This window comes from Emcibacter nanhaiensis, assembly GCF_006385175.1.
Taxonomy (GTDB): domain Bacteria; phylum Pseudomonadota; class Alphaproteobacteria; order Sphingomonadales; family Emcibacteraceae; genus Emcibacter; species Emcibacter nanhaiensis.
On sequence record NZ_VFIY01000015.1, the window covers coordinates 42049 to 68183 of the forward strand.

Here is a 26135-nt window from a genome sequence, read left to right on the forward strand (position 1 = left end):
TGAGGTTTCCAGACCAGCAGACGGAAGGCAGGCGTAAAACGGGTTAAATTACGTGTAATTCAGCGTCATTTTTGTCGCACGGAACGGCTCAGGCCCAAGGCCTAATCCTTCAGCAAGGTTCCCACCTTGCGCAGGATCGTATTCTCGGCGGGAATTTTTTCATGAGGGTATTTTTGTCGGACGGTTTTATGCACCCGGTGGGCGATATTTTTGTGCAGCATGTCGGGATTTGAGTCGGCCACTTGCTGCACAAGATCCTTGATATCGTCCCATCTGGGATTGCGGGGACGGCCCTTGCCGGGAGCGGCGGCGTCTTCGGGATTGTCGCTGGCGGTGGGGAAGGAATTCAGGAACGAGGGAAGGGCAAACCCCTTGAGCAGCATCCAGTCCCGGAGTCTGGATTTGGAGATGAATATCTTTCCGAGAATTTTCTGCCCGCTCTTGGGATATGACTTGATCGGTATGTTGGAAAGATGCCGGTACATGAGAGGACGATGAAAGGGATCAGCTGCCGGTCCGAAAAACCTTTCCCAATCGTCCAGCGGTTCCGGCAGGCCCTCCTTGTGATAAAGGATCAGGGCAACCTGGTAGCGGTCCACGCCATAATATTTGCAGGGGCGGGCGGTGGGGACAAATTCATCGTTGGAGATTTCGGCGAGCGGCTGTGGGTGGAGGATACGGAGCTGGTTGAGATCCATGCCGTCAGTTTCAGGGGTGTTTTCGGAGCTTTCAAAGTCGCCTGCAAACAGCGCATGCTTGAGGCTGTCCAGCACCTGTTTTTTCTTGAGGTCCGGTCGTTCCAGGATCAGCAGTTTTGCAATCCTCTCGAAGGAGAGAAACCTGTCGTCCAGGGAGGAGATATATCCGGCCATCGTAAAGCCCCCATGATTGCTTTTCCGGTCACGCCTTACTGCTTGCGAGTAAATATCTTTACAGGAATGACGGGGCTGTCAAGGGGATGGAAGGTCCCGAGATCTGTCATAACTCTCTATTGCAAATGGCGAAATTCCAGAGCGCCATCAATAACGGGAAAAGGGTGGAAGCGGATTATTCTGCAGCCTCTGTTTCCCGGAATGTCGTTAAAGGTATCTGTATGTCGTGAGAGTCTTCTCGCTGCCAGGATCTGGTTGGATTCACTATTACCAGCCAGAAAGGCAGTTTATCTGGCGAGAGGCAAAAGGGCCCGAAAATGTTTTGCCGGTCGTCTCCGGGAGATAGAGAACCTGGTCAAATTTTTTTCGATAGCTTAGTTGGAAGAGGGCGAAATGACGGAATTTGACCTTCTATGGAGGGGAAACTGTTCCCTTGGGGAAGCCGAGTCCCTGACGCCAGATCCCTTCTGACTGAGATAAAAATCGGCGCAAAATAACCCCTAAATCAGGCGAATACAAAAAAGGGAGGATTTGTATTCGCGTCTTGATCGGGAAAGAAATGCCGGATCAGGGCGTTATGAAAACCCCGGAAAATAAAGCGAATACAGCAGAGCCGGAGGCGAATACATAAAAGTTGAAGGCATCCCAAATGCTTAGAATCTGTTTAGCACCGGAGTGTATTCATCCGGAGGTGCATGGGGTGTGGCTGTATTCGCTTTTCCCTCTTTTAGGGGAAAAGCCGGATTGAAGAGGAAGCTGGGGAAGCTTGTCCAGGTTCCTCTGAAAATCAGATTTTAAAGGAGTAACGGGTAAAGGATCAGGACCAGGTGGGAGCCTTTACCTGTTGCAGTTTGATCCGGCGCGCGAGAGAGCTCCGGACAAAAAAATAGCCCCGAAAATCGGGGCCGATGGGAAGGGGGTATTTACTCTTCTAGTTCGAAAAACCGAACAGGTCCGGCTGAACAGATAACAGGTCATCTATCAGCAGGAGGTGGCAAAAGTCGTTGAACAGGTGATTGTGCTTGAGGGCGATTGAGGTGTGAATGTCAGCACAGGAAACGGGCGCTTTCTGATCGGGTCCATTCCTTCTTTTTGCGCACAGCTCCCGGGCCAGTTCGCGGTATCTTTTCAGGTCCTGTTTCATGGCGTGGCGGACTTTGGTTTGAAGACGGCGCAGGGCTTCGGATCGTTGCGGTTCCGGCTGGGCTCTGGCGTCCTGAATGCCGGCTTCCAGATATCCCGCTGACTTGCTTGCCTTGGCTGCAAGAGAGATACTCTTGGGGCCAAGGATGGCGCCCCCCTGCAGATAGTACCAAGGATGATGGGCATTATATCCCGTGTCAGCTTTTTGTGCTCCGGTCATGTCAGTGGCTCCAAATGATATGTACTTGTTCAAAGCCGGTCTCAATGGTTAGCACATCATTGATTTCCAGATCACGGGCCATGCGGTCATAATCGATATAGGATTTGAGACTGTCCGGAATTTCGGTTGTCTCTTCGGTGATCTCTTGGGCGAAATCTGACAAACTAGAATAACAGCCGACATAATAATTTTCGAGGGCGTCCCGGGCGTCTGAAAGGTCGCTATAATATTCCATGAGCTTACCGCCCAAGGTGCCATGTTCAGAAATAAAGGCGGCAATCTCACAGATACTTTCGATGCTCTGATATTCGGAAATCGGGGCACCCTCAAAGCCTTCATGGTCGTGAATGGCGTGCTCTTCCGCTTCCTCAATCGGGGAAGCTTTCAACATCTCCCGGATCTCTGCCCAAACATCCCCGGGCTCTTGGGTGGCGTCGATCCATCGGCCGTGCAGGATGCCGTTGTTATAGGCGGCAAGACAGGCCACATATATTCTGATTTCTGAAGTTCCTTGTTCCATTTAAAGACCTCCTTTGGGAGTGGGTTGCAGATGCAACCCCTGGCCTTCGCCGAGAACCGGGTGTGCAAGCGGAGGGTAAAATCGACGGCGGGCGCAGACATTTAGTCGAGCCTCGGGAGACCGTCTATTTTACCTGAAGCGCGCTGAGGGGGGGAACCCTAAGTTTTGCACAGCTTTTGGGGGCTGTCTAAAGACCGGGATATACTGAAGGCTGCTATAGATTACTTGATTTAAGGACTAGTGTCTGAATACTACTCAGTAATAAGTTTTGTAGAGATATAATTCTCCACAGAGAAAAAGGTTCTTGATGATATTGACAAGTCTAACTTGATTTCAGTCTCAAGTTATTAGAAGGAGCAGACAGTCATGTTGCCAGATGCACCAAAAGCTTCTGCTGGTGAGGAAGGTCGGCAAAAGTATCGTGATTTGCTCGAGATTTACTCGCTGTCATTGCGAAACAAAATGGATCGAGAATTTTTCAGGAAGGACGTGAGGGCCAGAGCCAAGTTTTATAGTACACTCAGCAAGCAAAGACCTAAGGAAAGTAATGCAGCTATACATTTCACTGCATTGTATCATATTCACAGAGAGGTCTTAGAAGCCTTCGGGCCAGAACCAAAGCCAAAACCGCGGGGTAGCAAGGCTCCTACAGTACCATTATCCTACCCTGAATTGTCGAAAGAATTTACTCTTAGGGTCCATTTTCTGAAGAATGGATCTCTACGTCGAGAAAAGGCGGCTGTTCTTACTCGCCATGCCGATGAAGTGTCACAGCAAAAAGCTAAAAATGGTGATGTTCTTTTGTCAGTCAGTGTGCACCCTGAAAGGGTGCAATTTTTTGAACGCCTTATTGAAGCGCTGGGAGCTGATGGATTAGGACCATCCCCATTTAAACGCGGCTCGTTTGAAGGGTACATTGCAAGCGACGGGGTGTTTGTTAAAAAAACGGGTTGGGATGACCTCGCTTCACCTTGGAGACGAATGAGCGATGATAACGCTAACGCGCGACTTTTTCATTGGAGCCTTCGTCGAGGTCAACTTGATCCGTCGATAACACTGCCTGAGATCCCTTCAATTCCTGGAAGTCTCCCATGGGATCCGGATGAGCGATTTAATAGAATACTTATATTAACTCAACAGGATAGCCTGAATGAGGCGGATAAAATACTGGAAGAAATTGATTCTTGCGAACGTGATGTACTTTTTGATGAAGTCTTATATTTAAGGTATTTGCTGAATCAAACGCCTAAAGCAAATGATCTTCGCTATCTAGTGAATAAATATATTTCGAGTTCCTCTATACGCGAGCGCCTTGTGGAGGAGTATGATGAGTTTATAGACTGCATCGACAATGTCTTATCGGATACAGGCCCACTTCCCGAAGGTTTTCCCGGTTTGTCCAGTTCTATAGAAATGTATGAAGAGGTTCCTAACGTCGTAAAGCGTAATCCGCCACCTCTCGGAGATTGGTCGGCTACTAGACGATATTACTATAAAAAATATCAAGAGTATGGCCATCCTATTAAACCACGCGGAAGAATATTTGTGTGGCATCCCGATATTGCTGCTGGCTCACTTAGTTCCTTGATGGATGCTTTCCGACCGGATTTTGTAGCGGCAGAAAATAATTTTAGAAGAGCTAGGTCAATTGCTGAAATTGGTCGTGGCTGGGCCTCTGAAACAGCACTTGTTGATCTTGTTCGTTCGAAATTTCCAGATGCAGTGCATCAATGGAGACCAAGCTTTCTTGGGCTTCAATCTATAGATATCTTTATACCATCGATAAATCTGGCAATCGAATATCAAGGTGAACAACATTTTCGTGCCGTCTCGATTTACGGTGGTGAAGAGGGGTATATTGCGACAAAGGCTAGGGATGATCGTAAGCGGTTGTTGCTTGAAGCAAATTCAGTAACGTTATTTGAATGGCCCTATTATAAACCCATTTCTAGAAGTGAGTTAGAGGCTACACTTGAATGCCTAAGCTAAAAGATATGGTCCTGACCACTTTTTTAGGACAAGCCTATTTGGATGCAGGCCTAGGTTGTGATTTAATGTCTTTCCGTAAACGAAGTCTCTTTTGAGTTGAGGGGACAAGCAGAAAGAGTATGGATTGCAGGATTTAGATTTTACCCAAATTCGATCTTATGAGGGGAGCCAGGAAAACGGTTTCGAAGAATTGGTCTGTCAACTGGCCCATCTCTCTCCTCCTACTAATGCGGACTACTTTGTTAGAAAGCGAGGAGCCGGTGGTGATGCGGGAGTGGAGTGCTATTGGAAGTTGGCAGACGGCTCAGAGCATGGATGGCAGGCTAAATATTTTCTCAATTCACTAGAATCTTCTCAATGGCAACAAATTTCGGACTCTATTGAGAGTGCTTTAGAGAAGCATCCTAAACTTACTAAATACTACGTATGTCTACCGCGTGATTGGACGGATTCTCGAAAAAAGGGCAAGGGCGGGGGAAAAATAAAGTCGGCGTGGGATGAGTGGTGCTCTAATGTAGAAAAATGGAAGAAGGTTGCTTCAGACAAGGGGATGGAGGTTGAGTTTTGCTATTGGTGTAAACATGAAATTTGCATGCAGTTGCAAACCGATGATCCGAAATTCTCTGGTCGGGCTTTATATTGGTTTAATCAGGCCGTTATACGACAAGAGACATTAAAAAAAATAGCCGATAAATCGAGAAAATCTTTGGGAGATAGGTTTACTCCAGAATTTCATGTCGAATTACCTGTAGCTGAATATTTAGCAGGGATCGGGCAAACGGGTAACTGGAATGAAAAGGTCAATTCAATAAATGATCGTTGGGAGCGACTAAATAAAGATTTCCAGAAGGACGTCGCTAGCAGTGATTTAATTGATTTGACGGAACCTTTATGGAAAAATTTTCAGAACAAAATTTCCAATTTTCAATTGGAGTTGAACGATGTGCTGGCGACAAGCCGTTTTTTGGAGCATTCGTCAACCCTACGGGATTTGTTGGTATCCCTAAGTGAGACTAGCAGCAAATGTCATCATGATATTTATAACAAAACTAGAGAAGGAGAATATGAGGATAAATATATCCCCTTATCACGTAAGTTGTATGAGTTGAGTGATGAGATAAATTCTATATCGAATTTTTTTAGTTCTGCAGTCCTGAACTTGGCCACTGTTCAAGCGGGGCTTATGTTGGGTGAAGCTGGTATCGGTAAGTCTCATCTCTTGTGCGATGTTACATTCAAGAGACTAGAGGAGAAGCTTCCAACCGTCCTGCTATTGGGGGCGCATTACGGTGGCGGAAACCCGATAGATTTTATTAGGAAGACACTCGACCTGCCAAGCATATCTAATGGTGAAACATTAGGGGCGTTAGATGCATTGGGGGAATCTTGTGATTCAGTAACATTAATTTTGATCGATGCTATCAATGAAGGACCGCACAAGGAAGAATGGCTTGATCAGCTGTCCGGCTTTCTACATGAATTGAGAGATTATCAGCATATAAGTGTTTTGCTTAGTTGTCGAAAAACCTATGAACCATTCCTTATCCCTGAAGAGCTTGAAGAGAGTTATTTGGTAAAGTTTCAACACTTTGGCTTTCGGGGGCATGAACGGGAAGCAGCTAAAATTTATCTCGAAAAGAACGGCATTTCTTTGCTTTCAGTACCGATTATGCTTCCCGAATTTACTAATCCTCTCTTCCTGAAGACATGTTGTCAGGCGCTCAGAAATAACAATCAAACCGCCTTCCCGAAGGGGCTTGATGGAATTATTTCACTTTTCGAGTACTATTTAGAAAGCATCTCTAAAATTGTAAATCGAAAGAAACAATATCGCCAACAAGAGGATGTGCTTGCCCAAGTTATTACATCACTCGTAAAAATTCTTTTTCCAGAGAATTTGCCGGGAATACCGGTACGTGATGCTCGCACACTAGTTACTAGTTACGACATTAACCCAAATCATGGGTCAAATTTGTTTGAGTTATTAATTGAGGAAGGTGTCCTGGCAACGGACATTTCTTATGTCTCCCAGGAAAACCCGCGAGGAGAAGAAATTGTCCGTTTTACTTATGAGAGGTTCAGCGATTTTGCAATCGCGAAGAGCATTCTTGATGCTTGTCCTGTAGATGAAGTTGCCTCTCTGTTTGACCCGCAACAGCCGATCGGGGATATGCTTACGGCGAAGGACTTCTACGAATTCGCCGGAATAATCGAGGCACTGGGGGTTTGTATACCGGAGAGGTGTGGTTCGGAGTTCATTGATTTGGTATGTGGAGAGGTTGTGCCAGAGGATTTCTGGCTCCTTGAAAATACATTTACAAAAAGCATCTTATGGCGATCGCCAGAAGCTTTTTCAGACAGGACTTTGGAGCTTCTAAATGAAGTCCCGCGTTCTGGTTCTTATTGGCCAAGCTTGGATATTTTAATATCCCTTGCGACAGAGCCGGGACATCCTTGGAACGCGGAATTTTTGCATGAAGACCTACGAAATAGGAATATGCCAGAAAGAGACTCGTTTTGGTCAACACATATAGCTGTGGGTGACGAAGAGGAAAGTGAAGCCCCGCTACGAAGCTTGATCAATTGGTCGTTTGAGGTGGAAGTAGATAATGTCGATATCAAGAGGCTTGAATTAGCTGAAGTAGCAATTTGTTGGTTTTTAACTACTCCAAATCGGAAAGTTCGAGATGATGCAACAAAATCTTTGGCACGATTGCTTTCTGTAGCTCCTGAACTAATTGTTTCTCTCTTGGAAAAATTCACTGAAGTGGACGATTTATACCTTAAGGAACGGCTTTATGCGGCTGTATACGGAGCTGTCTTTAGTGTTGAAGATGAAAAGATATTATCAAATATATCAACTTCAGTTTATGACGCAGTTTTTAAAAGTGAAACGCCTGTCCCTCATCTTCTCTTTCGAGACTATGCAAGGGAAATATTGGAGTATATCAGTTCAAAAGGATGCCTTCCTGGGGAAATAAATCTCGCAAGCTGTCGCCCGCCATACAAAAGTGATTGGCCAATAGAAAATCCATCTGAGGCAGAAATTGATGAGCTTGCTGGTGAGGGGTATCAATCATCCATTAAAAGTTCACTTTATGGATTTCCGGGTGATTTTGGGCGTTACACAATGAGCTGTGTGCATTATTGGTCTCCCACTAGTTTATCTGAAGCATATCCAGAAACCAGTCGTGAGGCCAATCTCAAGTTTGCTTCTCAGCTTCCGGGGGAACTTAAGGAGGACTATCTAACTATAATAGAGCAAGAGGGCCAGAACGAAGGTATCTCTTCCCTTGTTCAAAGATTGCAAAGGTTAACTGCAAAGGACAATCGGCAGGATGATCCTACTCCTCGGGAGGTGTTTGAGAAAAAACTATCTGAAAATGTTGAGGCAAGCACGCGCGAGTACTATCGCTGGGTAAGCGGGTTCGGTGGGGTAAAAAGTAAAGCTACATTCAGCAGAAAATGGGCGCAGCGTTGGGTGTGTAGAAGGTGTTATGAGTTGGGCTGGTCAGAAGAGTTGTTTAGTGACTTTGAAGTTGCTCATGCCAGACATATAGATCGTAGCCGAAGGCGTATTGAGCGAATAGGGAAGAAATATCAATGGATAGCATTTTACGAGCTGTTAGCTCGTTTAGCTGACAATGTGCATTGGGTAGGACCGGGATATTCAAATGAGGCTGATCAAACTTATCAAGGTCCCTGGCAAATACATGATAGAGACATTGATCCAACAGTTCCAATTCGTTCAATAAAATATAGTGGAACAGAAGAATCTGACTTGTCGGCTTGGTGGCAAAAGGGGGAAGTATCTTTTGCAGATGGGGATCGAGAGGGGCTTAAGGACTGGATGTTGTCTCGCAACAATATTCCTGCATTTGAGAAATGTATTAAGTTCTTGGATAGTGCTTCTAACGAATGGATGGTTTTGCGCGGATTTTTATCCGTAGACAAAAAAATGGATTCAGATGAAGGCGTTCTGCCGACCCAAACTTATTGGCATAGAATAAATAGCGTGTTGATTCATGAGGATGATATTGAAGCACTAAAAACACGTTTAGAAGGCAAGAATTTGCGTTCACCTGACTTATTGTCAGTACCGAACAATGAATATCAAATTTTTCTACGTGAATATCCGTGGCATTCATATTTCGAGGGACGAACCAATTGGAGCGAGGCGAACGATATTATAAATGTTCGCCATTTGGTAAATGTGAATAAATACGAATGGGAGGCAGGGGAGCGGGATCATTCCATAGAAAAAACCATTTCGGTTTTTTTGCCTACGATCGAAATGATCAATTCAATGAAGCTTTCGCCGTTAGTGGAAAATGTCGGTGCCTGGGAAAATGAGTTTGGTGAAGTAACGTTTTTAGATCCTAGTGTAGTTGAGCAAGGCCCCTCTTATGGTTTAGTAAGGTCTGAACCTTTTCAAAATTGGTTGAAGAAAGAGAAACTGAAATTGATTTGGTTAGTTGGTGGAGAAAAGTACTTGTATCTTAGTTTGTCTACATCTTTCTTCGGGCGTTTGAATTTTAGCGGAGTATATACGCTAGAGGAGGGTGGCGACGTTAATGGGAAAGTGTGGTTCGAAGTTGAGCCTGAGGCGCAATGAAAGCTGTTGATATGGATAATCTTTGAGCTAGCCCTCCCCTCCCTCCACTAGTTGAGCTGTTTTGAGGATAAATCAAACTACCCTCTGCGTTTCTGGTTCTATCTATACTTACGCAGCAAGGCTGAGAAAGTCGGAGTATGGGTTCAGTTGGAAGCCTGCCCCCGCAACCAATTTAAAGGGTCGGCCCCAATAAGGGACCGGCCCTTTAAACATAACGATGAAAAATAAAATCCTGCGGCTAGTTCCAGTGCCAGAATACGGTCGCACCAAACCATTGTGGCTCGCCATAGTTCTCCTCCACCATGGCAATTGAAGATAGCCAACTATTTTATATTTTTTGACAAATAACGGAGCGCTATCTTACTCGGATTAGCTGGAATATTTTTTTAGAATATCTCTCTTGTCTTCATTTTCAAGGAGGATTTTTTCCACGGCTTTTTGGCGGGTAGTGACATTCAGTTTTCGGAAGATATTTTTTAGATGAAAACGAACGGTATTTGGGCTGATATTAAGGTGGCGCGCAATAACTTTGTCGCTATTTCCATTTATTAGCTCGGTTGCGATTTGTATTTCTTTCAGCGTCAATCTGTTCGCCAAAGCGGCTTTGTCATTATCCAGTTTTTCCAGAATTTCAGTGAGATTGGTGCCCTGGTTTGTCCTGACCGATTCATCCTGACAAAATGCCTCGTAGCTATCCTTTACGGTATGGAGAAAGTCATAATTAAGAGCCGCTTCTCTGAGGTAACCTGTTTCCTTGATTAGGGAACAGGCAGTAGTCAGGGCTGTCAACGCATGATCCTGCTGGTTATTTCGCCAAAGTTGCTCCGCGGACGCAAATAACAAGCGCAACTGTAACCGTTTATTTCCCGAATCAACAGCCTTTTTCATTACCTCTTTTGCAGGTTCAGCGTGATTAATCTTTTCGAGGTCTAGCAAGATTGTCAATTCGCTGATGATTTCAAGCTCTCGCCATCCGAAGAAGGCATGGGGGCTCTGATGGTTTATGCTGCCACTTATACAATTGATTGCCTGTTGCTCATCTCCACTCTTGACTAAAACATAGGCTTGTAAAATCTGTAAAAAGTAGCTTAGTCGTTCCAAGTTGCGCTTATTTGCTATGGTGAGGCAGCTGTCAATAAATTCCCTTGCCTCTTTGAGCTTTTCGTCCAGATAGTAGCGATCGACGACCTGTAATATGGCTGATGCGTAGTAATCAAACCAAAGATTAAGTTTCGCCTCCTTTTCGAAAATATAGGCTGTTAGCTTGTCAATTTTTTCAAATTGATAGGGTGACAGTTGAAGTTCCAGTTCATTGGCTGAGACATTATAGGCAAACTGCAGTTCCTGGTTGCTTTGCAGGGAATCCTTAATATTATTGCCAGCCGTAGAAATGGAATCCGTTGCCGATTTTGTTTGCCCCAAGGCTATTTCCGCCCCTGCCTTGAGCAAGAGAACGTGAACCTCTCCGTTACTGGAAAACGATGCTCTGAATTTTCCAATAGCCCGCTGGGCGCTGGAAATAGCTCTCAGGAAATCTGATTGTTCATTTGCGAGTAAAGCGTCTGTATTCCATATTGTTGCCTGGAGATAAGGTGTCGAGGCTATTTCAGAGTGTTCATAGGAAACGAGAAGTCGGGCGGATGTTTTGTCAATGGGCAATAGCGAGTAGTAATCCAGAGAAATTCTCGCCAGTGATATCGAAAAATCTGTTAATTGTGTTTCCGACAGGGATTTTTCCGTCTGATCCTTTAGCTCATTCCATTGTGACACCAGAAGATTGTAGGTTTTTCGAGCTTTATCCAGGTGGCCAATTTTTGTCTCGGAAATGATATCCGTTAACGTTGCCAGCGGTAATAGTGCAATCTCTTTCTTGTAGCCGGCATTTTTTCGGCTTTTCAAGATAAGTTCGTTCACGCGCCGCAAATGGCTCTGGGGTTGAAACAATACCCAGGCTGGCCCTCCGATTTTAAATAATATATCTTCAACCAATCCAAGACTGCCGGTCAACGACGCGTGATACAAAGCCATGAGTTCCTGGCCTTGTTCCACAAACCATAACGCGGCATCTGTATGCAGTGCACTCGCCCGGTTCGGGGATTCCTCGTTCAGCCGTTTTTCTAACCTGTCTCGAAGCAGGGGATGCATCAGTAAAAGACTTGCATCATTTTCGACAGAGGCGATAAATTCCGGTAAGCGATACAAATCATTTAAGACGCGGGGTGCCATCTCACCGCGGGTAATTTTTCTTTTAAAATATGCTACAGGGATGGCTTTAAATATAGAGGCTTCCAGCAAGGCATTCAGTTGTTGCTCGGTTATGGATGTCAGTATTATTTTGTCTAAATAGGTCTTGAAAACTTCCGATAATGTCTTTCCCGTGCTGTCTCGTGGGGGATTTTCCTTTTCCGCCAATGCTATTCGCATTAGTTGGACCAGCGCCGGCCAACCACGGCTTTCCCGCGCGATAAAATCCAGATCGAGCTGACTTTTCTTTCCCACTAATTCGGCAATTTCCTCAGCAGTGAATTGCAGATCCTTGGGGCCGATTTCGGTCAGCATGCTGCGCAGGGCCAGATCGCCAAAATCCAGGGGAGGATAAATTCGGCTGCTAAAAACGATCGTCAGTTTTTTGGGGCTCCAGCGTAAAAAATAAGCGAAGAAATTTTTGATAACGTCTTCGGAAGCGCGTTCCATATCATCAAAAATAATCGTGACTTTACCCTCTTGGCGCTCCAGTTTCGCCAGCAGCGTCTTTAGCGCGCGAATAGGTTCAAATTCCCGGCTATTCTCCTCCTCCAGTAAACCGGCATCGCTAAAATCGATACCCTGCAAGTGAAACGCATAAGCGGCGTGGGTCAATACCATTTCCACATCATCGCTTTCATCCAGGTGTAGCCATGCGCAATATTCACCGCGATTTTTCAAGGTTTGACACCAGTCGGAAAGCAGCAGGGTTTTGCCATAACCGGGAGGGGCTGTAACGATTACTGTACCGCCTTCCGGTATGTTGTCAAAACAGTCAAGAAGATCCTGCCGGCGCAGCATGTCCTCATGGCGTTTTGGTGGAGAGATGGTGGCTTGTAACAGCCAGTGCTTATAGTGATTGTTCTGTTTCATTTGTTTTGTAGGTATCGACGTTCAGCATGACAGCCTGGAGTCAACATAACATATATTTGAAAAATCCGGCCATCAAGTAGACCGTGATCTCGATGTCGTTGCCGTGCCAAAACAGGATTGGCACCAGTCATTGTTATTTTTTGGGCTTCCATGTTCAACAGGTTTTGGAAAGCAAAACCGCAACCTACTCATTATTTTATACCAACCTACCGATCCCATCGCTTTCATAATCCCGTTTGTTACTCCTATCATTTTATTCGAGTAATACAGCATTGAAATACCGGAGAAGGCAGAGTGGATAACAGCACAAATTTACGGCTGGGCATTGATGTAGGCGGAACCAATACCGACGTGGTGTTGGTGCAGGGTAACAAGGTGTTATCAGGGGTTAAACAAATCACCACCGAAGACCCGAGTGATGGAATAGTCGCCGGTGTAAAGGCTGTCCTGGATGAAGTTAATGTCGCGCCCTCTGCTATCACCTCCGTTATGCTGGGAACAACGCACTTTACCAATGCGTTTGTACAACGCACTCACCTGGAGCCGGTAGGCGTCGTCAGATTGAGCTTGCCGGCCGCCCGGGGGTTGCCGCCAATGGTTGACTGGCCAAAGGAAGCGGTACAGCTTGTCCGTGGTCACGTGGCCTTGATACGGGGCGGCAACGAGTATAATGGCCGGGCTATTGCGCCGCTGGATGAAAAAGCAATATTGGAGGCCGCCCGCAAGTTTAAAGCCTGCGGTTTGAGGTCTGTCGCTGTCACGGGCATTTTTTCTCCGATAACGCGCGCCGGCGAGGAGCGCGCCGCCGAGATACTACGCAATGAAATGAATGATGTCAGCCTGACCCTGTCCAGCGAGTTGGGACGCGTGGGGCTTATCGAGCGCGAAAATGCCGCAATTATGAATGCTTGTTTGGCGGGGCTGGCAAAAACGACACTGGATTCCTTTGAGAGGGCGTTTCGCGACCTGGGCATCCATTCGCCATTTTTCATTTCTCAAAATGACGGCACACTAATGGGGGTTGATCAGGCGCGCAAATATCCCATTCTTACCTTCTCTTCCGGTCCCACCAACAGTATTCGCGGAGCATCGCTTTTGTCCGGCGTCGCTGACGCCATGGTGATTGACATTGGCGGCACCACATCGGATATCGGCGTGCTCAAAAACGGTTTTCCCCGTGAATCCGCCCTGGTTGCCGATATAGGCGGCATCCGCACGAATTTTCGCATGCCGGACATTTTAGCTTTGGGCCTCGGCGGCGGCAGTCTGGTTAATGACGCCGCTGACGGAATAACCATTGGCCCCCGCTCTGTCGGCTATCGTCTGACCTCTGAATCCATGGTTTTTGGCGGCTCTCAATTGACCGCCACGGATATTGCTGTGGCGGCCGGCTATGCCGAAGTAGGCGAGTCAAGCTTGGTCAGTAAGCTGGATAAGGGTTTGGTGGAACAAGGTGTCACGAAAATTCATCAGATTCTGGAAAACGGTATCGAGCGGATGAAAACAGATGAAACCCCGGTGCCTTTGATTTTAGTTGGCGGTGGTAGCGTGTTGGTGGATCGTCCACTGAAAGGGGTAAGCGAGATCTTCCTTCCTGAACATGCGGGCGTCGCCAATGCCGTGGGTGCCTCTATTGCAATGATTGGTAGCGAAGTGGAAAAAGTCATGCCGTTGCCGGAGGGCGGGAACGAGGCGGTGATCAGGGAACTGGAAAAAGAGGCCATCGAAAAAGTCATTGTTGCGGGCGGCAAGCCGGGAACGGTTGAAATTGCCGATGTTGAAGTTGTGCCCCTGCCGTTGATGTCCGGCAGGGAAGCCAGGATACGCATTAAAGCTGTAGGAGGATTAAATATATAATGATGAACTCAGTCGATCAGGTCAATGCCGGTGTGAATAACTCGACATCCCGCACCGTGGAGACGGGCAAAATCCGCCTGGAAGATCTTAAGGATATCGCCAGGGGGGCAGGCTTTCTAGGTTGCGGCGGTGGCGGCGATCCTTATATCGGTTACCTTATCGCCAAGGCGGCGATAGAAGAGTGCGGCGAACCGGAATTGATATCCCCGGATGATTTTGACGATGACGGCGTTGTCGTCGGAAGTGCGTTTATTGGTGCGCCTTCTGTTATGCAGGAGAAGTGTATTTCCGGCGAGGATGCGGTGCGGACTATTCGCAGGATCGAGGAAAAATTGGGGCGTAAAGTCACCGCCTTGATTTCCGGTGAGATAGGCGGTTTGAACGGAATGCTTCCAATCGGCGCGGCGGCGAGGATGGGGTTGCCAGTTGTGGATGCCGACGGTTGCGGTCGCGCCGTTCCGGCCATCGATATGACCGCGTGGAATGCAGCAGGGCTTAAGCCGGGGCCGGTGGTTCTGGTGAATGAGCACTTGGATACGGTGTTGATTGAATCGGATGACCCACACCGCGCTGAAGATATTGCTCGCAGCGCGGTTGCCGCTATGGGGATGTCGGTAATGAGCGCCCTATATGCAATGTCCGGCAGTGATATGAAGCAGGCTTCCATCCCCTACACCATTAGTATCGCCCGGGGAATCGGCCGAGCAATACGGGCGCATAGTAAAAGCCCCGTTGAGAATTTACTCGATTATTTACGGACCACAACCCACTTCAATCAGTGTGGCGTGCTGGCGTCGGGAAAAATCACTTACGTCCACCGCGAAATCAAGCATGCCTGGGTTGTTGGCGAAGTAAAAATACAACCGGATAACGGCGATGCTGCTGAAATCAATTTTCAAAATGAATATTTACAGTTGAAAAAAGCCGATCGCCTGCTGGCGACCGTTCCGGATCTTATCAGCGTTGTAGATTCGGAAACAGGTGAGCCGATTGCTGCGGAAGCGTTGCGTTTCGGTCAGCGGGTGACGGTCATTGGGGCCTCTTCAGCCAAACAGTTGCGCACGCCACAGGCGATTAGCAACTGCGGGCCCAAACGGTTTGGCATCGGAGAGCATTACGAACCGATTGAGTCGATCAACAACTGGTAGTTTGGATTAAAAATAAAATCTGATTTGTAACAACGACACTCAGGAGGATAACTATTATGAATTATAAACTAAAATATCTCAGTTTAGCCATTGCGGCTAACAGCGCGCTATATAGTGGGCAGGCAGATGCCGCAGCGGCAGTTGATGAAGATGCCGCGGCTTCCATTGATGAAATTGTTGTTACGGCAAGGCATCGGCAAGAGTCACTGCAGGAAGTTCCGATCGCGGTAACGGCTTTTAGCGAAGAGAAAATTGAGTCGGCGGGTATTACCGATCTCGATTCCTTTGTGAACTTAACGCCAAATTTTATTGCCAGGGAGGCCTTCCGGTCGGGTGTCACCTATCTGACGGTGCGGGGCATTACCACAGGGCAGCAGGGCTTTTCGCCGATTAGCTATATTGTCGATGGCGTGAAAGCGATTACCCTGGACGCAGTTAACCAAGGCGCCCTGTTTGATATTGAGCGGATTGAAGTCTTGAAAGGGCCACAGGGAGCCTTATACGGTGCCGGAGCAATTGCCGGAGCGGTTAACGTCGTGACTAAAAAGCCCACCAATGAAACGGAAGGGCAGATAACCCTGGGCTATGCGGAAGGGGATGACCTTACTGTAAAAGGGGCGATATCCGGCGCCATTGCCGATGATGTGCTGACCTATCGGTTTTCCGGATACCTCCGCGATTTTGGCGGAATTATCGATACAACAACCGGCGATAAACTGGATTTCGAGAATCAGGCAAGCCTCAGGGGACGTTTCATTTATACCCCAAATGAAAAAATCAGCGCTGACTTAAGACTGTCGTACACGGATATTAACGCAGGAGCGGCCAAGCAGGACCGTATTGACAGCCTCGATTTGCTTAACACATTCAACAGCTCCACCAAGCCGGAGCGGGGTATTATCGGGGAGGAAAACCGCAATATTTTTGATGCCTCCATAAAAGTCGATATCGAATTACCTTTTGCTACCCTGACCTCGATCAGCGGCTATCTGGATATGGAACAGGATCTGTTCGGCAGTGCTTCCTGGGTGCGACCCCCGGCGCTGGGTGAAGACCCCAAGGCCGGTTTGTTTGGTCCGATTTTGGGCGAAAACGCCGTTGCTGCGGGCGACATTATCGACAGCAGGCAGGATCTGGTCGATGACATCGAATCCTTTACCCATGATATGCGCCTGACGTCCAATTCAGATGGGCCTTTGCGTTGGATCGCGGGCTTTGAATATATCGAGCGGGAAACTGTAAACGGCTTGACGTTGAGCAACTTGAATCCCGGCGATGCACAGACAATCGTTGTCAACCGATTTGACAAGCGTAAGGATAAAATATGGGGTGTGTATGCGCAAATCAACTATGATATTTCCGAGGCCATGGAGTTGACGCTCGCCGGACGTTATGACGAGAATGATTACACCAACCGGCAATTCGATCCGGCCACCGGCGCGAGTATCGATCAACTGGATGAAAACGGCAATCCGGTAACTGAACTCAGTGCTCATGATTCGAAGTTTCAGCCGAAAGTGACTCTGTCCTATGATTTGTCGGACGATTTGCATGGCTATGTCACCTACAGTGAAGGCTACCGGTTTGGCTTCTTTAATACCGGCAACCTGACGGCGCCGGAAGAGACCAAAAATTACGAAGTTGGTTTCAAAAGCAAGCTTCTGGACGGTCGGGCCACGCTGAACGGGGCTGTATTCTGGGTAGACTACTCCAATCAGCAATTAACATCGGCTATAGGGGAGCCTCCGTTCCGGGTCACCACCAATATTCCTGAATCCCAAATCAAAGGTTTCGAGCTGGAGGCAGCGGTTCAGGTGACGGATAATCTCAACATTGGCCTGGGTTTCGGCTATCTGGATACGGAAATCAAAGATTTGGGCCGGAAACTTGATGCGGTGCCGGAGTTTACCAGTAACGTTTCCATCGATTACCGCTATCCCCTTCAGGGAGATCTGGAACTGGTCAGCCGGCTGGATTGGCGTCACCAGGGAGAATTTATCCTCAATGGCGGTTTCTTTGAAATCGATCCGGTCGACTTGGTTAACCTGAGGCTGGGTATTGAGGGCGGGAACTGGTCTGTTACCGGCTATGTTAAAAACGCGCTGGATGAACAGTATCCGACTGAACCGATTAACTTTGGCGCCTTTATTGTGCGCTCCTATAATTCTCCCCGCCAAGGTGGTGTAGAATTCAGGTATAAGTTCTAGACGTTTATTGCAAGCATCCACCCGGCATATCAGTCCGGGTGGTCATATAATAATCAACTTTCGTTGTTCTTTATCGTGGCCAGGGATGATCTTCTCTTAATGAATGTAGAGGAACGCCAATGAGTGACTTTGACCAGCTTACCGAAGACTATTCCCGACATCGAGTGCCTGAAGGTGCGACGGTGTCGGGGATCCGCATCGCTACCGTCATGTTCGGCGCTATTGTGACGCTGCCAATCTTTCTGGTGGGCACCCAACTGGGGCAAAAGATGGGGCTTTATTCCGCGTTATGGGCCTTTCTGGTGGTTGGCCTGGTGGTCGGTGGTATCGCGGTCGCTACCGGTATTGTCGCCACCCGCTCCCGCATGACCACGGCGTTGATTATGCAATATGCTTTTGGGTGTATGGGTGCCCGTATTGTCAGCGGGATTATGGCAATCGCCATGCTGGGTTGGTACGGCGTTACCATCGAGGTCTTTGTCGACGTCATGCAACAGCTTATGCAAGACATGGGCGTAGAAGGCGTCGGCCCGCGCGTTTATCTGTTTGGCGCCTCGGCGTTAATGATTTTGACTGCCATTTTCGGTTTCCGGGGACTGGACCGTGTCTCTCTCTTTGCGGTGCCGGTGATGGTGGTATTCCTGGTGCTGTTGGTTTACCGGGTTATCAATATGCATGGCCTGGAGGTGATAGCAGCCACGCCCGGACAGGGCATGACGGTGGCGCAAGGCGCTTCGGCCGGGATCGGTGGATTTATTGTCGGCGTGACGCTATTTCCCGACCTGTGCCGTTATGCGAGAAGCGTAAAAGACGCCGTTATCGCGGCGGGCATCGGCCTGGGCCTGTGTGCGACGCTGGTGCTGATATTTACCGCCATTCCCAGTATTGCCTTTGGGGAAACTAATTTTCTTACCGTAGTGCTGATCGCCGGAATCGGTCTACCGGGGATTTTTCTTATTCTGCTCGCCACCTGGACCACCAACGCCTACAACCTTTATTCTTCATCGCTGATCTTTGCCAATATCATCCGGCAAGTGACAAAGTGGAAACTGGTGGTAGCGCTTGGCCTTGTCGGCACGCTACTCGCGCTGTCGGCATTTCTCAGTGACTTTATCGGTTTTTTGAGCGTTATTGCGATCACGATTCCCCCGGTTGCCGGTATTTATCTGGCGGATTTTTATATCGTGCGTCGGCAAAACTATAGCGATGAGCTATTGGCGTCCCTGGAAAATTTCAGGCCGGAGGGTTTTGCTGCCTGGTGTTTAGGTAGCTTGGTAGCTTATTTTAGCAGTCAGGCGCAATTGGTCCTGACGACGGTCGCTGCCCTGGATGCAATACTGGTTGCCTTTCTCGGTTATGTTGGGCTGGTTTGGGTGTTTGGCAAGCTGAAAAAGCCACGACTTATCTACGACTAACGCCTCAAACCATATTTTTGGTGCTAAAGATGAACGCAAACCTCTCGTTAGACGCTATACTCGATGGGCTGGAGCCAACTTTAACCGCCTGGCGCCGGGATCTTCACGCTCATCCTGAAACGGCCTTTGAAGAGCATCGCACGGCGGCTTTTGTCGCTGAAAAATTAACCGAATTCGGTCTGGATGTGGTTACCGGGATAGCCAAAACGGGCGTTGTGGCAACCCTGCGCTGTGGCAGCGGCAACAAAGCCTTTGGCTTCAGGGCGGATATGGATGCATTGCCTCTTCAAGAAGAGAATACGTTTTCTTACCGTTCCCGGCATGCCGGGAAAATGCATGCCTGTGGGCATGATGGCCATACCACGATGCTGCTTGGCGCCGCTAAAATCCTTGCGGAGAGCCGGACATTTGACGGTACCTTGCATTTTATCTTTCAGCCGGCCGAGGAAAATGAGGGTGGCGCCCGTGTGATGTTAGAGGAAAGGCTGCTCGAGCGCTTTCCCATGCAGGCTGTCTTTGGTATGCACAATTTACCGGGGTTGCCGATAGGCGAGTTTGCTATCAATAAAGGCAGTTATATGGCGTCCTGTAATTGCTTTGAATTGGAGATTATTGGCAAAGGAGCTCATGCGGCCCTGCCGGAGCAAGGGGTCGACCCGATTGTTATCGGTAGTCAAATCGTCCAGGCCTATCAAAGCCTGCTGACCCGGATGAAGTCAGCCCAGAAGCCCGCGGTGGTCAGTATCACCCAATTTAACGCGGGTAATGCCCTGAATGTCTGTCCGGCAACCGCCACGATCAAAGGATCGTGCCGCAGTTTTGATGCGGATTTGGACTTCTGGATCGAGAAGCAATTGGCCGGCATTGCGAACAGTTTGTGCGCGGCATTCGGCGCCGAATGCCGTTTTTCCTACCGCAAACAATACCCGGTCCTGAAAAACCATGACGAGCCGACGGCGATTGCCGTTGAAGTGGCGAAAAGCTTGGTGGGCGAGCACGGGGTAAATGCAGCATTTCCCCCGGTTATGGGGTCGGAGGATTTTGCTTTTTTTCTGGAACGTCTTCCGGGCAGCTATATCTTTATCGGTAATGGCCTGCACGATGCGGAGGCGACCACTGCCTGTATGTTGCATAACCCCGGCTATGATTTTAACGATAAAATATTAACGATGGGGGCCAAATACTGGTTGGCTTTGGCGCACCGTCTATTTGAATCCTAGCGCTAAAAAATATCAGCATCGACAACATCAGAACAGACTGATCGAGGATGCCTTTCATACGCTCGTTTTCGATCATGCCAGGCAGGCTGGCATTGACCCCGATCGAGCTTGCCCCAGACGTCACGGTCGAGGACGTCAAGGCGACAACCGAAACCGCATTTAAAGAAAATTTGTAAGAGGTGGTTGTTGAGCCGATTTGGCAACAACTTCCGTACAAATCCTGCCCCCGCAACCAATAAAACAAAAGGGCCCCGTTAAGGGACCTTTTGTTTTATCTGGTAGGTGGGGTCGGTGAATGAGACTGCCGGTTCGGACGGAAACATGTTGTGAAACAACATGTTGGAGGCAACGCGTAGGACGTAAGCCCAGAACGGTAAATCCTGAACACAAAACCAATTTAAAGGCAGCGAAATAAGAGATTACTTCTTGGATGGTAGCGTTCGGTCCATATAGTCTATGCAGCGGCCTGCCGCTCCAACCATTTCAAGATCGCGCGGGTTGTTTCTTCAGGCAACTCCTGCTGAATCCAATGGCCGCAATCGAGGCTGAGCACGTCAACGCAGGGTACGAATTCCTTTAAATTTTCAGACTGCGGGATCAAGTCACGGTTGCCGTAAATCATGAGTGCAGGCTTTTGGATGATAGGGTCTGCGTCCGCCAAGATGTGCCAATTGCGGTCAAGATTCCTGTACCAGTTTATGCTGCTCATAAACCCTGTTTTCTCAAATGCAGATACAAAAACGGCCAGCTCGTTATCGCTCATCAGGGGCTCGCCAAGTGGTGCTTCTGCTCTGGCGAGATTGATCATCATCATACCAGGCTCTGGTGGTGCAGGGGGTATGTTCTTGCGGAATATATTATGAAGGAACCGGGAAGTATTTTCGTTTAATACTGCGTCCGCAACGCCCGGTTGTCGATTGAAGTGAACGAAATAATAATCGCTTCCAAGAAATTCTTCCAGAAACTCAATCCACGGTTTTTCGGTGCGCACTTGGTAAGGCAGGGCCATGTTTATGACTTTATTTACCCGGTCCGGGTGCAATAGCGTCAGCCCCCAAACGACAAATGCCCCCCAATCATGGCCGACAAAGGTAGCATCTTCGTACCCATAGTGATTCAGAAGTGCGATGAGATCGCCTGACAACTGTTCTATGTCGTAGTCTATTACTTCTGTCGGGTGGGATGAGTTGCCATAACCGCGCTGGTTTGGGACAATGACATGATAGCCCGCTGCGGCAAGGGCAGGCATCTGATAACGCCAGGAAAAGGCATGTTCGGGCCAACCATGACAGAGCACAATGGGGTTTCCGGCATTTTCCTGACCGGTTTCAAAGACTTCAAGTTCCACGCCGTTGACTGAAACAAGTGTGGGCGTGGGAAATTCGGCAGGGCTAAACATTAAATTTTCTCCTTGTAAATATGTTCAAAGGCTACCTAATTTGTAATAGTGTCAAATTCTGTCACCATTGAAGGATAGCTTTTCGAAATGAATAGTCGCCTCCGACATGACGCCATCGTGCGCAGCCTTCGCCGCAACGGCACTTCGACAGCCGCTGACTTAGCGGAGGAAGTTGGTGTATCCCGGCGCACCGTGTTGCGTGACATTAACGCATTGCGGGAAGAGGGCTTTGTTATTCATTCTGAACCTGGGCGCGGGGGCGGTCTGCAACTTGATCCGCAGTCTGTTCAGACTACAGCACGACTCTCGGTCGACGAGGTCTTTGCACTTCTAATCAGTGTTGCGTCCATGCGTGCGGACGGAAGTCTGCCCTTTTCGGGGCTCGCCGACGCTGGGCTTGCCAAAATTGAGAAGGCCCTGCCGCCAGACAAAGTCCGAGGTTTGCGCCGCTTTTTGGATTGCCTCTACGTCGGGCAACTCTCTCCGCAGGTAGACATATCCGATATGGGAGTGATGGAACCTGCACTGTTACCCGCATTCGAGACAGCTTTTCTCCGGCGCCTGCACCTGCGTTTCCAGTACCGTGATGCGAAAGGGGCCGTAACCAGCCGCCTTGTCGAGCCGCAAGCTATGCTGATCTTGCCGCCACTATGGTATTTGGTAGCCTGGGATCCTGCACGCAAAGATTTCCGGCATTTTCGAATGGATAGGATCAGTAAACCGGAATACCTCGAAGGCGCAACATTTCGGCGACGTCATGTACCGTTCGAAGATAACGTTCGCCCAGTTCGACATTTGCCTCGCTGACATTCAATTAGTTGCGGGGGCGGGTGAATTGCCCGGGAGCATCAGGGGGAGAAAAGCGACGAGACTAATTGCTGTCTTGTGCCTCTAGTTTTGCTGCCTGAAATTTTGCCATCGCATTCTCCACAGATGTTTCATAGTGAACAAGCGGGGGTGTCAGGCCAAAAGAAGCCAGGTCTTTTCTGACACTGGAAGATGTGCCGGAAAAGTATAGTTCGCTTCCCTGGCGCTGAACCTTGTGCGCAAGGCCTTCAAGCGTGCTGGCGGCAGTTGAGTCCAGAAAAGGAACAGCACTGAAGTCAATGATCAGAGCTTTGTTACTGTCTCCAATCCTATCCAGAACAGACCCGATAGAGGCGGCTGCCCCGAAAAAGAAAGCGCCGGAGATGCGATAGATTACGACGGCAGGATCACTGGCGACAGTCCGATTATAGGGTTCTCGTATACCAACCTCATCATCTGCTTTGTCTTCGGCCACAAAGGGGATATGAGTTTCGACGGCTGTTGTTTTTGACATCCTGTAAATAAACAGAACGGAGCCAAGGGCAAAACCGACAACAATGGCTTCCGTAAGGTCTCTGAATATTGTCAGGGCAAAGGTCGTCATCAATACGGCCGCGTCTCCCCGGGACGCCTTGACAAGAGTGACGAAGGCATGTTTTTCGATCATATTCCAGGCAACGATGGCCAATACACCCGCCAGGCTGGCCAGCGGGATATAACTGGCCAGAGGAGCGGCGACCAGGATAAACAGCAACAGGAACAGGGCATGCATTATGCCGGCCACAGGGCCATGGGCGCCTGCGCGAATATTTGTTGCGGTCCGGGCAATGGTGCCCGTCACGCAGATCCCGCCGAACAGGCCTGAGGCAATGTTGGCGACACCCTGCGCCACAAGCTCACAGTTGGAACGATGTCGCCTTCCGGTCATGCCGTCGGCGACCACGGCGGAAAGCAGTGATTCAATGGAGCCGAGCAGAGCAAAGGCAAAAGCATTGGGAAGTACGGCCATGAGTTTCTCCTGGCTGAGCTCCGGCAGGGACGGCATCGGCAGGGTGCTGGGAATGCCGCCAAAACGAGTTCCGATGGTTTCCACCGGCAACTCCAGAAAAGCCGCGAGGGCGGCACTTGCCGTGACCGTAATCAGTAAGCCAGGCCAATGGGGACGGAAATGTTTGAGGACTATAATGGTCAGGATTGTGAGTAGGGAAAGACCGAGCGTTATCGGTTCAGCTGTCGGCAGGTTCTCCCAAAGCACGGGAAGCTTTTCCAGCATTGGTCCCGGTTCCGCCTCAGTCAGTCTCAGTCCCGTAAGCTCTTTGATCTGACTGACGAAAATAATGACGGCGATGCCTGCGGTGAAACCCACGGTAACCGGATAGGGGATAAACTTTATGAATGTTCCCAGGCGCAGATAGCCGATCGCCAGCAGAAACAGTCCGGACATGATGGTCGCCAGCAGCAGGCCGTCCATGCCATGGGCCTGGACCGTCGTCGCCACCAGGACAATGAAGGCTCCGGCGGGGCCGCCGATCTGGAACCGGCTTCCGCCCAGCAGGGACACAAGAAATCCGCCAACGATTGCCGTGTAAAGTCCTTGTGCCGGTGTCGCGCCTGAAGCGATGGCGATGGCCATGGACAGAGGGATGGCAACGATGGCAACCGTCAGTCCGGCGACGGCGTCGGCGCGTAATCGCCGGAGGTTATATCCCTCTTTGAGGATGGTGATGATTTTGGGGGTAAACAGCTCGGCAAAGCTTGGGGAGAGGGTGAACTGTCTGCTTGTATCTTTCGTCGTCATGTTCTGCGGCAGCCTTTTGTAAGGCGGCGGCTTCGTCGGCATCTGTCGGCGGCACCGTCGTGAGTGGAAAATTGTTTATGCGGAGAGATTCCGGGCCAGGCCCGGTCGGTGAGAACCTGTGGTGAGGTATCCAATCCTGATGATCTCTTGATGCATGTGTTTATGCATATAAAACAAAGAGAGTGATGTTTAAAACAAATTATAGGTAGATGGCTACAAATTTTTGAAGATGGTTTGTACGTAGGCGTGCAGTGGAGAAGGCTGATGCTTTTCGAGGCACATAACTTATCCTATGCCCCGCAAAAAGTTCTTATGGAATGAGGTCATAACACAATCGGGCTACGCTTACTTTTATCTTGCAACGCACCCCTCACTCCACGACCCACACCTTCCAATAACTCCAGGAACTTTGCGGCTTACCCACGCCCCGCACTGATGCCGATCTGGCCAGGGCAGAAGCGTGGTTCCAAATACGATATTATCATCAGAATTTTGGTGACAATGGTCTGCAAGCCCGGCGAACTGAAGAGTCTGACTTGTTCGGCTTAATCGGTGATTATTCTTCAGCAGAAGATAAATTGGCAGCCCATAAAAAAGCGATCAATTTGCTGTTTAATGGGACAACTGCCAATGGCAACCACAATATATATGAAATTATCGAAGCCCGGGATGTGCATTCAGCTTTTCCAGAGTCAATCCAGACAGAAATAGATTACCTTGTTTCCCAACTCAATATTCCAGCTGAAGACCTGAAAGATATTCATTTTGTGCAAGTGGATGAGGAGGGGCTTTCCTCAACATTGAATGGAGGTACATCAGCAGATCAGACTGAAGCCACGACAAATAATTTGATTCTTGGTGAAGATGAAAACGATACGATTACTATTTCAGTAGGAGTACTCAACAGTATTGAAGAAGTCGATGGTGGCCAAGGATACAATAGACTGTCAATTCTTGCTGGTGAAACACTGGATGTGAGCACTGTCAATCTGCTCAACATTGATGAACTGACCGGGTCCTGGTCCGATGAAATCATCTATGGTGCAGTCGGCGCGGATAATATATTCGGCTACGGTGGATATGATACCCTTTATGGCAATGCTGGTGATGATACATTCACCGGTGGTGGTCAGAACGATGAACTGCACGGAGGCGCAGACAATGATACGTTCCTCTACACCGATGGAGACGGCACCGACGCCATATATGGAGACGATGGTTACGATAAACTGCTAGCTTCCGATCTGGATGATAATATTTACACCAGTGCCCTTGAGAGTATAGAAGAGATCGATGGCGGATTGGGCTACAATGCTCTGTATTTGGGGTCAAGCACCACTCTGGATTCATCCGCGACACTGCTTCTCAACATTGATGAAATTCATGGCTCCTCCGGTGATGACGTGATTATTACTACGGCTGAGGATGAAGTGATCTACAGCGGTACTGGCACGGACACAATTGATGCCGGTGCCGGCAATGATCTGGTCATTGACGATCTTGGGAGCGATAGCCAGGTCACTGTGGCGGACTGGTTCGCTAGCAACGACAATGGCGACTATCATGTGGAAAATATTCAGACCGCCAACATGATCCTGGACCACACCGAAGTTAATCAGCTAATACAGGCAATGGCCGGCATGACCATGCCCACTGGGGGCGAGATCGATCTTCAAGATCCTAACAATGCTTCTCTGGCTTCGGTCATTGCTGCGACTTGGGAAAGCAGGGCCGGATAAAGAACCATAGAGAAATGCAGAGGGGCAGGATTGCAATCACAACTTCCGTTTAAATCCTGCCCCTGTAAC

General features: G+C 48.7%; 15 protein-coding genes. 9 read left to right on the forward strand and 6 right to left on the reverse strand.

Annotated features, from left to right (window positions below; genetic code table 11):
- Positions 1 to 101: 101 nt before the first annotated feature.
- The 3 genes from FIV46_RS12205 to FIV46_RS12215 form a co-directional block, all read right to left on the reverse strand.
- Positions 102 to 872, reverse strand: coding sequence for a hypothetical protein (locus FIV46_RS12205; protein WP_139941211.1), 771 nt, complete (start codon positions 870 to 872; stop codon positions 102 to 104).
- A 931-nt stretch (positions 873 to 1803) separates the two neighbouring features.
- A complete protein-coding gene (locus FIV46_RS12210; RefSeq protein ID WP_139941212.1) occupies positions 1804 to 2235 on the reverse strand; it encodes a hypothetical protein in 432 nt (143 codons plus the stop codon).
- A gap of 1 nt (position 2236) precedes the next feature.
- The gene (locus tag FIV46_RS12215; RefSeq protein ID WP_139941213.1) at positions 2237 to 2755 is read right to left on the reverse strand and encodes an antirestriction protein ArdA; all 519 of its coding nucleotides are present in this window, start codon (positions 2753 to 2755) and stop codon (positions 2237 to 2239) included.
- Between the two features lie 366 nt (positions 2756 to 3121).
- Here FIV46_RS12215 and FIV46_RS12220 point away from each other — a divergent pair, with 366 nt between their 5' ends.
- Positions 3122 to 4744, forward strand: a complete 1623-nt coding sequence (locus FIV46_RS12220) for a PDDEXK family nuclease (protein ID WP_139941214.1) — start codon at positions 3122 to 3124, stop codon at positions 4742 to 4744.
- A gap of 124 nt (positions 4745 to 4868) precedes the next feature.
- The gene (locus FIV46_RS12225) at positions 4869 to 9359 is read left to right on the forward strand and encodes an NACHT domain-containing protein (RefSeq protein ID WP_139941215.1); all 4491 of its coding nucleotides are present in this window, start codon (positions 4869 to 4871) and stop codon (positions 9357 to 9359) included.
- Positions 9360 to 9728: 369 nt separating this feature from the next.
- On the opposite strand, the gene FIV46_RS12230 is transcribed toward FIV46_RS12225, so the two are convergent.
- The gene (locus tag FIV46_RS12230; protein ID WP_139941216.1) at positions 9729 to 12476 is read right to left on the reverse strand and encodes a LuxR C-terminal-related transcriptional regulator; all 2748 of its coding nucleotides are present in this window, start codon (positions 12474 to 12476) and stop codon (positions 9729 to 9731) included.
- A 294-nt stretch (positions 12477 to 12770) separates the two neighbouring features.
- Here FIV46_RS12230 and FIV46_RS12235 point away from each other — a divergent pair, with 294 nt between their 5' ends.
- From FIV46_RS12235 to FIV46_RS12255, 5 genes are all read left to right on the forward strand, one after another.
- Positions 12771 to 14333, forward strand: a complete 1563-nt coding sequence (locus FIV46_RS12235; RefSeq protein WP_139941217.1) for a hydantoinase/oxoprolinase N-terminal domain-containing protein — start codon at positions 12771 to 12773, stop codon at positions 14331 to 14333.
- The gene (locus FIV46_RS12240) at positions 14333 to 15481 is read left to right on the forward strand and encodes an S-methyl thiohydantoin desulfurase family protein (protein WP_139941218.1); all 1149 of its coding nucleotides are present in this window, start codon (positions 14333 to 14335) and stop codon (positions 15479 to 15481) included. The genes FIV46_RS12235 and FIV46_RS12240 overlap by 1 nt, the downstream gene beginning before the upstream one ends.
- 56 nt (positions 15482 to 15537) lie before the next feature.
- Positions 15538 to 17688 carry a TonB-dependent receptor gene (locus tag FIV46_RS12245; protein WP_139941219.1) on the forward strand — a complete coding sequence of 717 codons (2151 nt, stop codon included), beginning with the start codon at positions 15538 to 15540 and terminating at the stop codon, positions 17686 to 17688.
- A gap of 119 nt (positions 17689 to 17807) precedes the next feature.
- A complete protein-coding gene (locus FIV46_RS12250) occupies positions 17808 to 19103 on the forward strand; it encodes a cytosine permease (protein WP_139941220.1) in 1296 nt (431 codons plus the stop codon).
- A 29-nt stretch (positions 19104 to 19132) separates the two neighbouring features.
- Positions 19133 to 20323 carry a M20 aminoacylase family protein gene (locus tag FIV46_RS12255; protein WP_139941221.1) on the forward strand — a complete coding sequence of 397 codons (1191 nt, stop codon included), beginning with the start codon at positions 19133 to 19135 and terminating at the stop codon, positions 20321 to 20323.
- A 454-nt stretch (positions 20324 to 20777) separates the two neighbouring features.
- Here the strand turns inward: FIV46_RS12255 and FIV46_RS12260 are convergent, their stop codons facing one another.
- On the reverse strand, positions 20778 to 21722 hold the full coding sequence (locus tag FIV46_RS12260) for an alpha/beta fold hydrolase (RefSeq protein WP_139941222.1): 945 nt from the start codon (positions 21720 to 21722) through the stop codon (positions 20778 to 20780).
- 87 nt (positions 21723 to 21809) lie between these two features.
- On the opposite strand from FIV46_RS12260, the gene FIV46_RS12265 reads away from it, so the two are divergent.
- Positions 21810 to 22529, forward strand: a complete 720-nt coding sequence (locus FIV46_RS12265) for a helix-turn-helix transcriptional regulator (RefSeq protein ID WP_139941223.1) — start codon at positions 21810 to 21812, stop codon at positions 22527 to 22529.
- Between the two features lie 64 nt (positions 22530 to 22593).
- Here FIV46_RS12265 and FIV46_RS12270 read toward each other — a convergent pair whose 3' ends face one another.
- On the reverse strand, positions 22594 to 24327 hold the full coding sequence (locus FIV46_RS12270) for a SulP family inorganic anion transporter (RefSeq protein ID WP_139941224.1): 1734 nt from the start codon (positions 24325 to 24327) through the stop codon (positions 22594 to 22596).
- A gap of 536 nt (positions 24328 to 24863) precedes the next feature.
- On the opposite strand from FIV46_RS12270, the gene FIV46_RS12275 reads away from it, so the two are divergent.
- Complete coding sequence (locus FIV46_RS12275) at positions 24864 to 26066, forward strand: calcium-binding protein (protein ID WP_139941225.1); 1203 nt, start codon at positions 24864 to 24866, stop codon at positions 26064 to 26066.
- Positions 26067 to 26135: the final 69 nt, after the last annotated feature.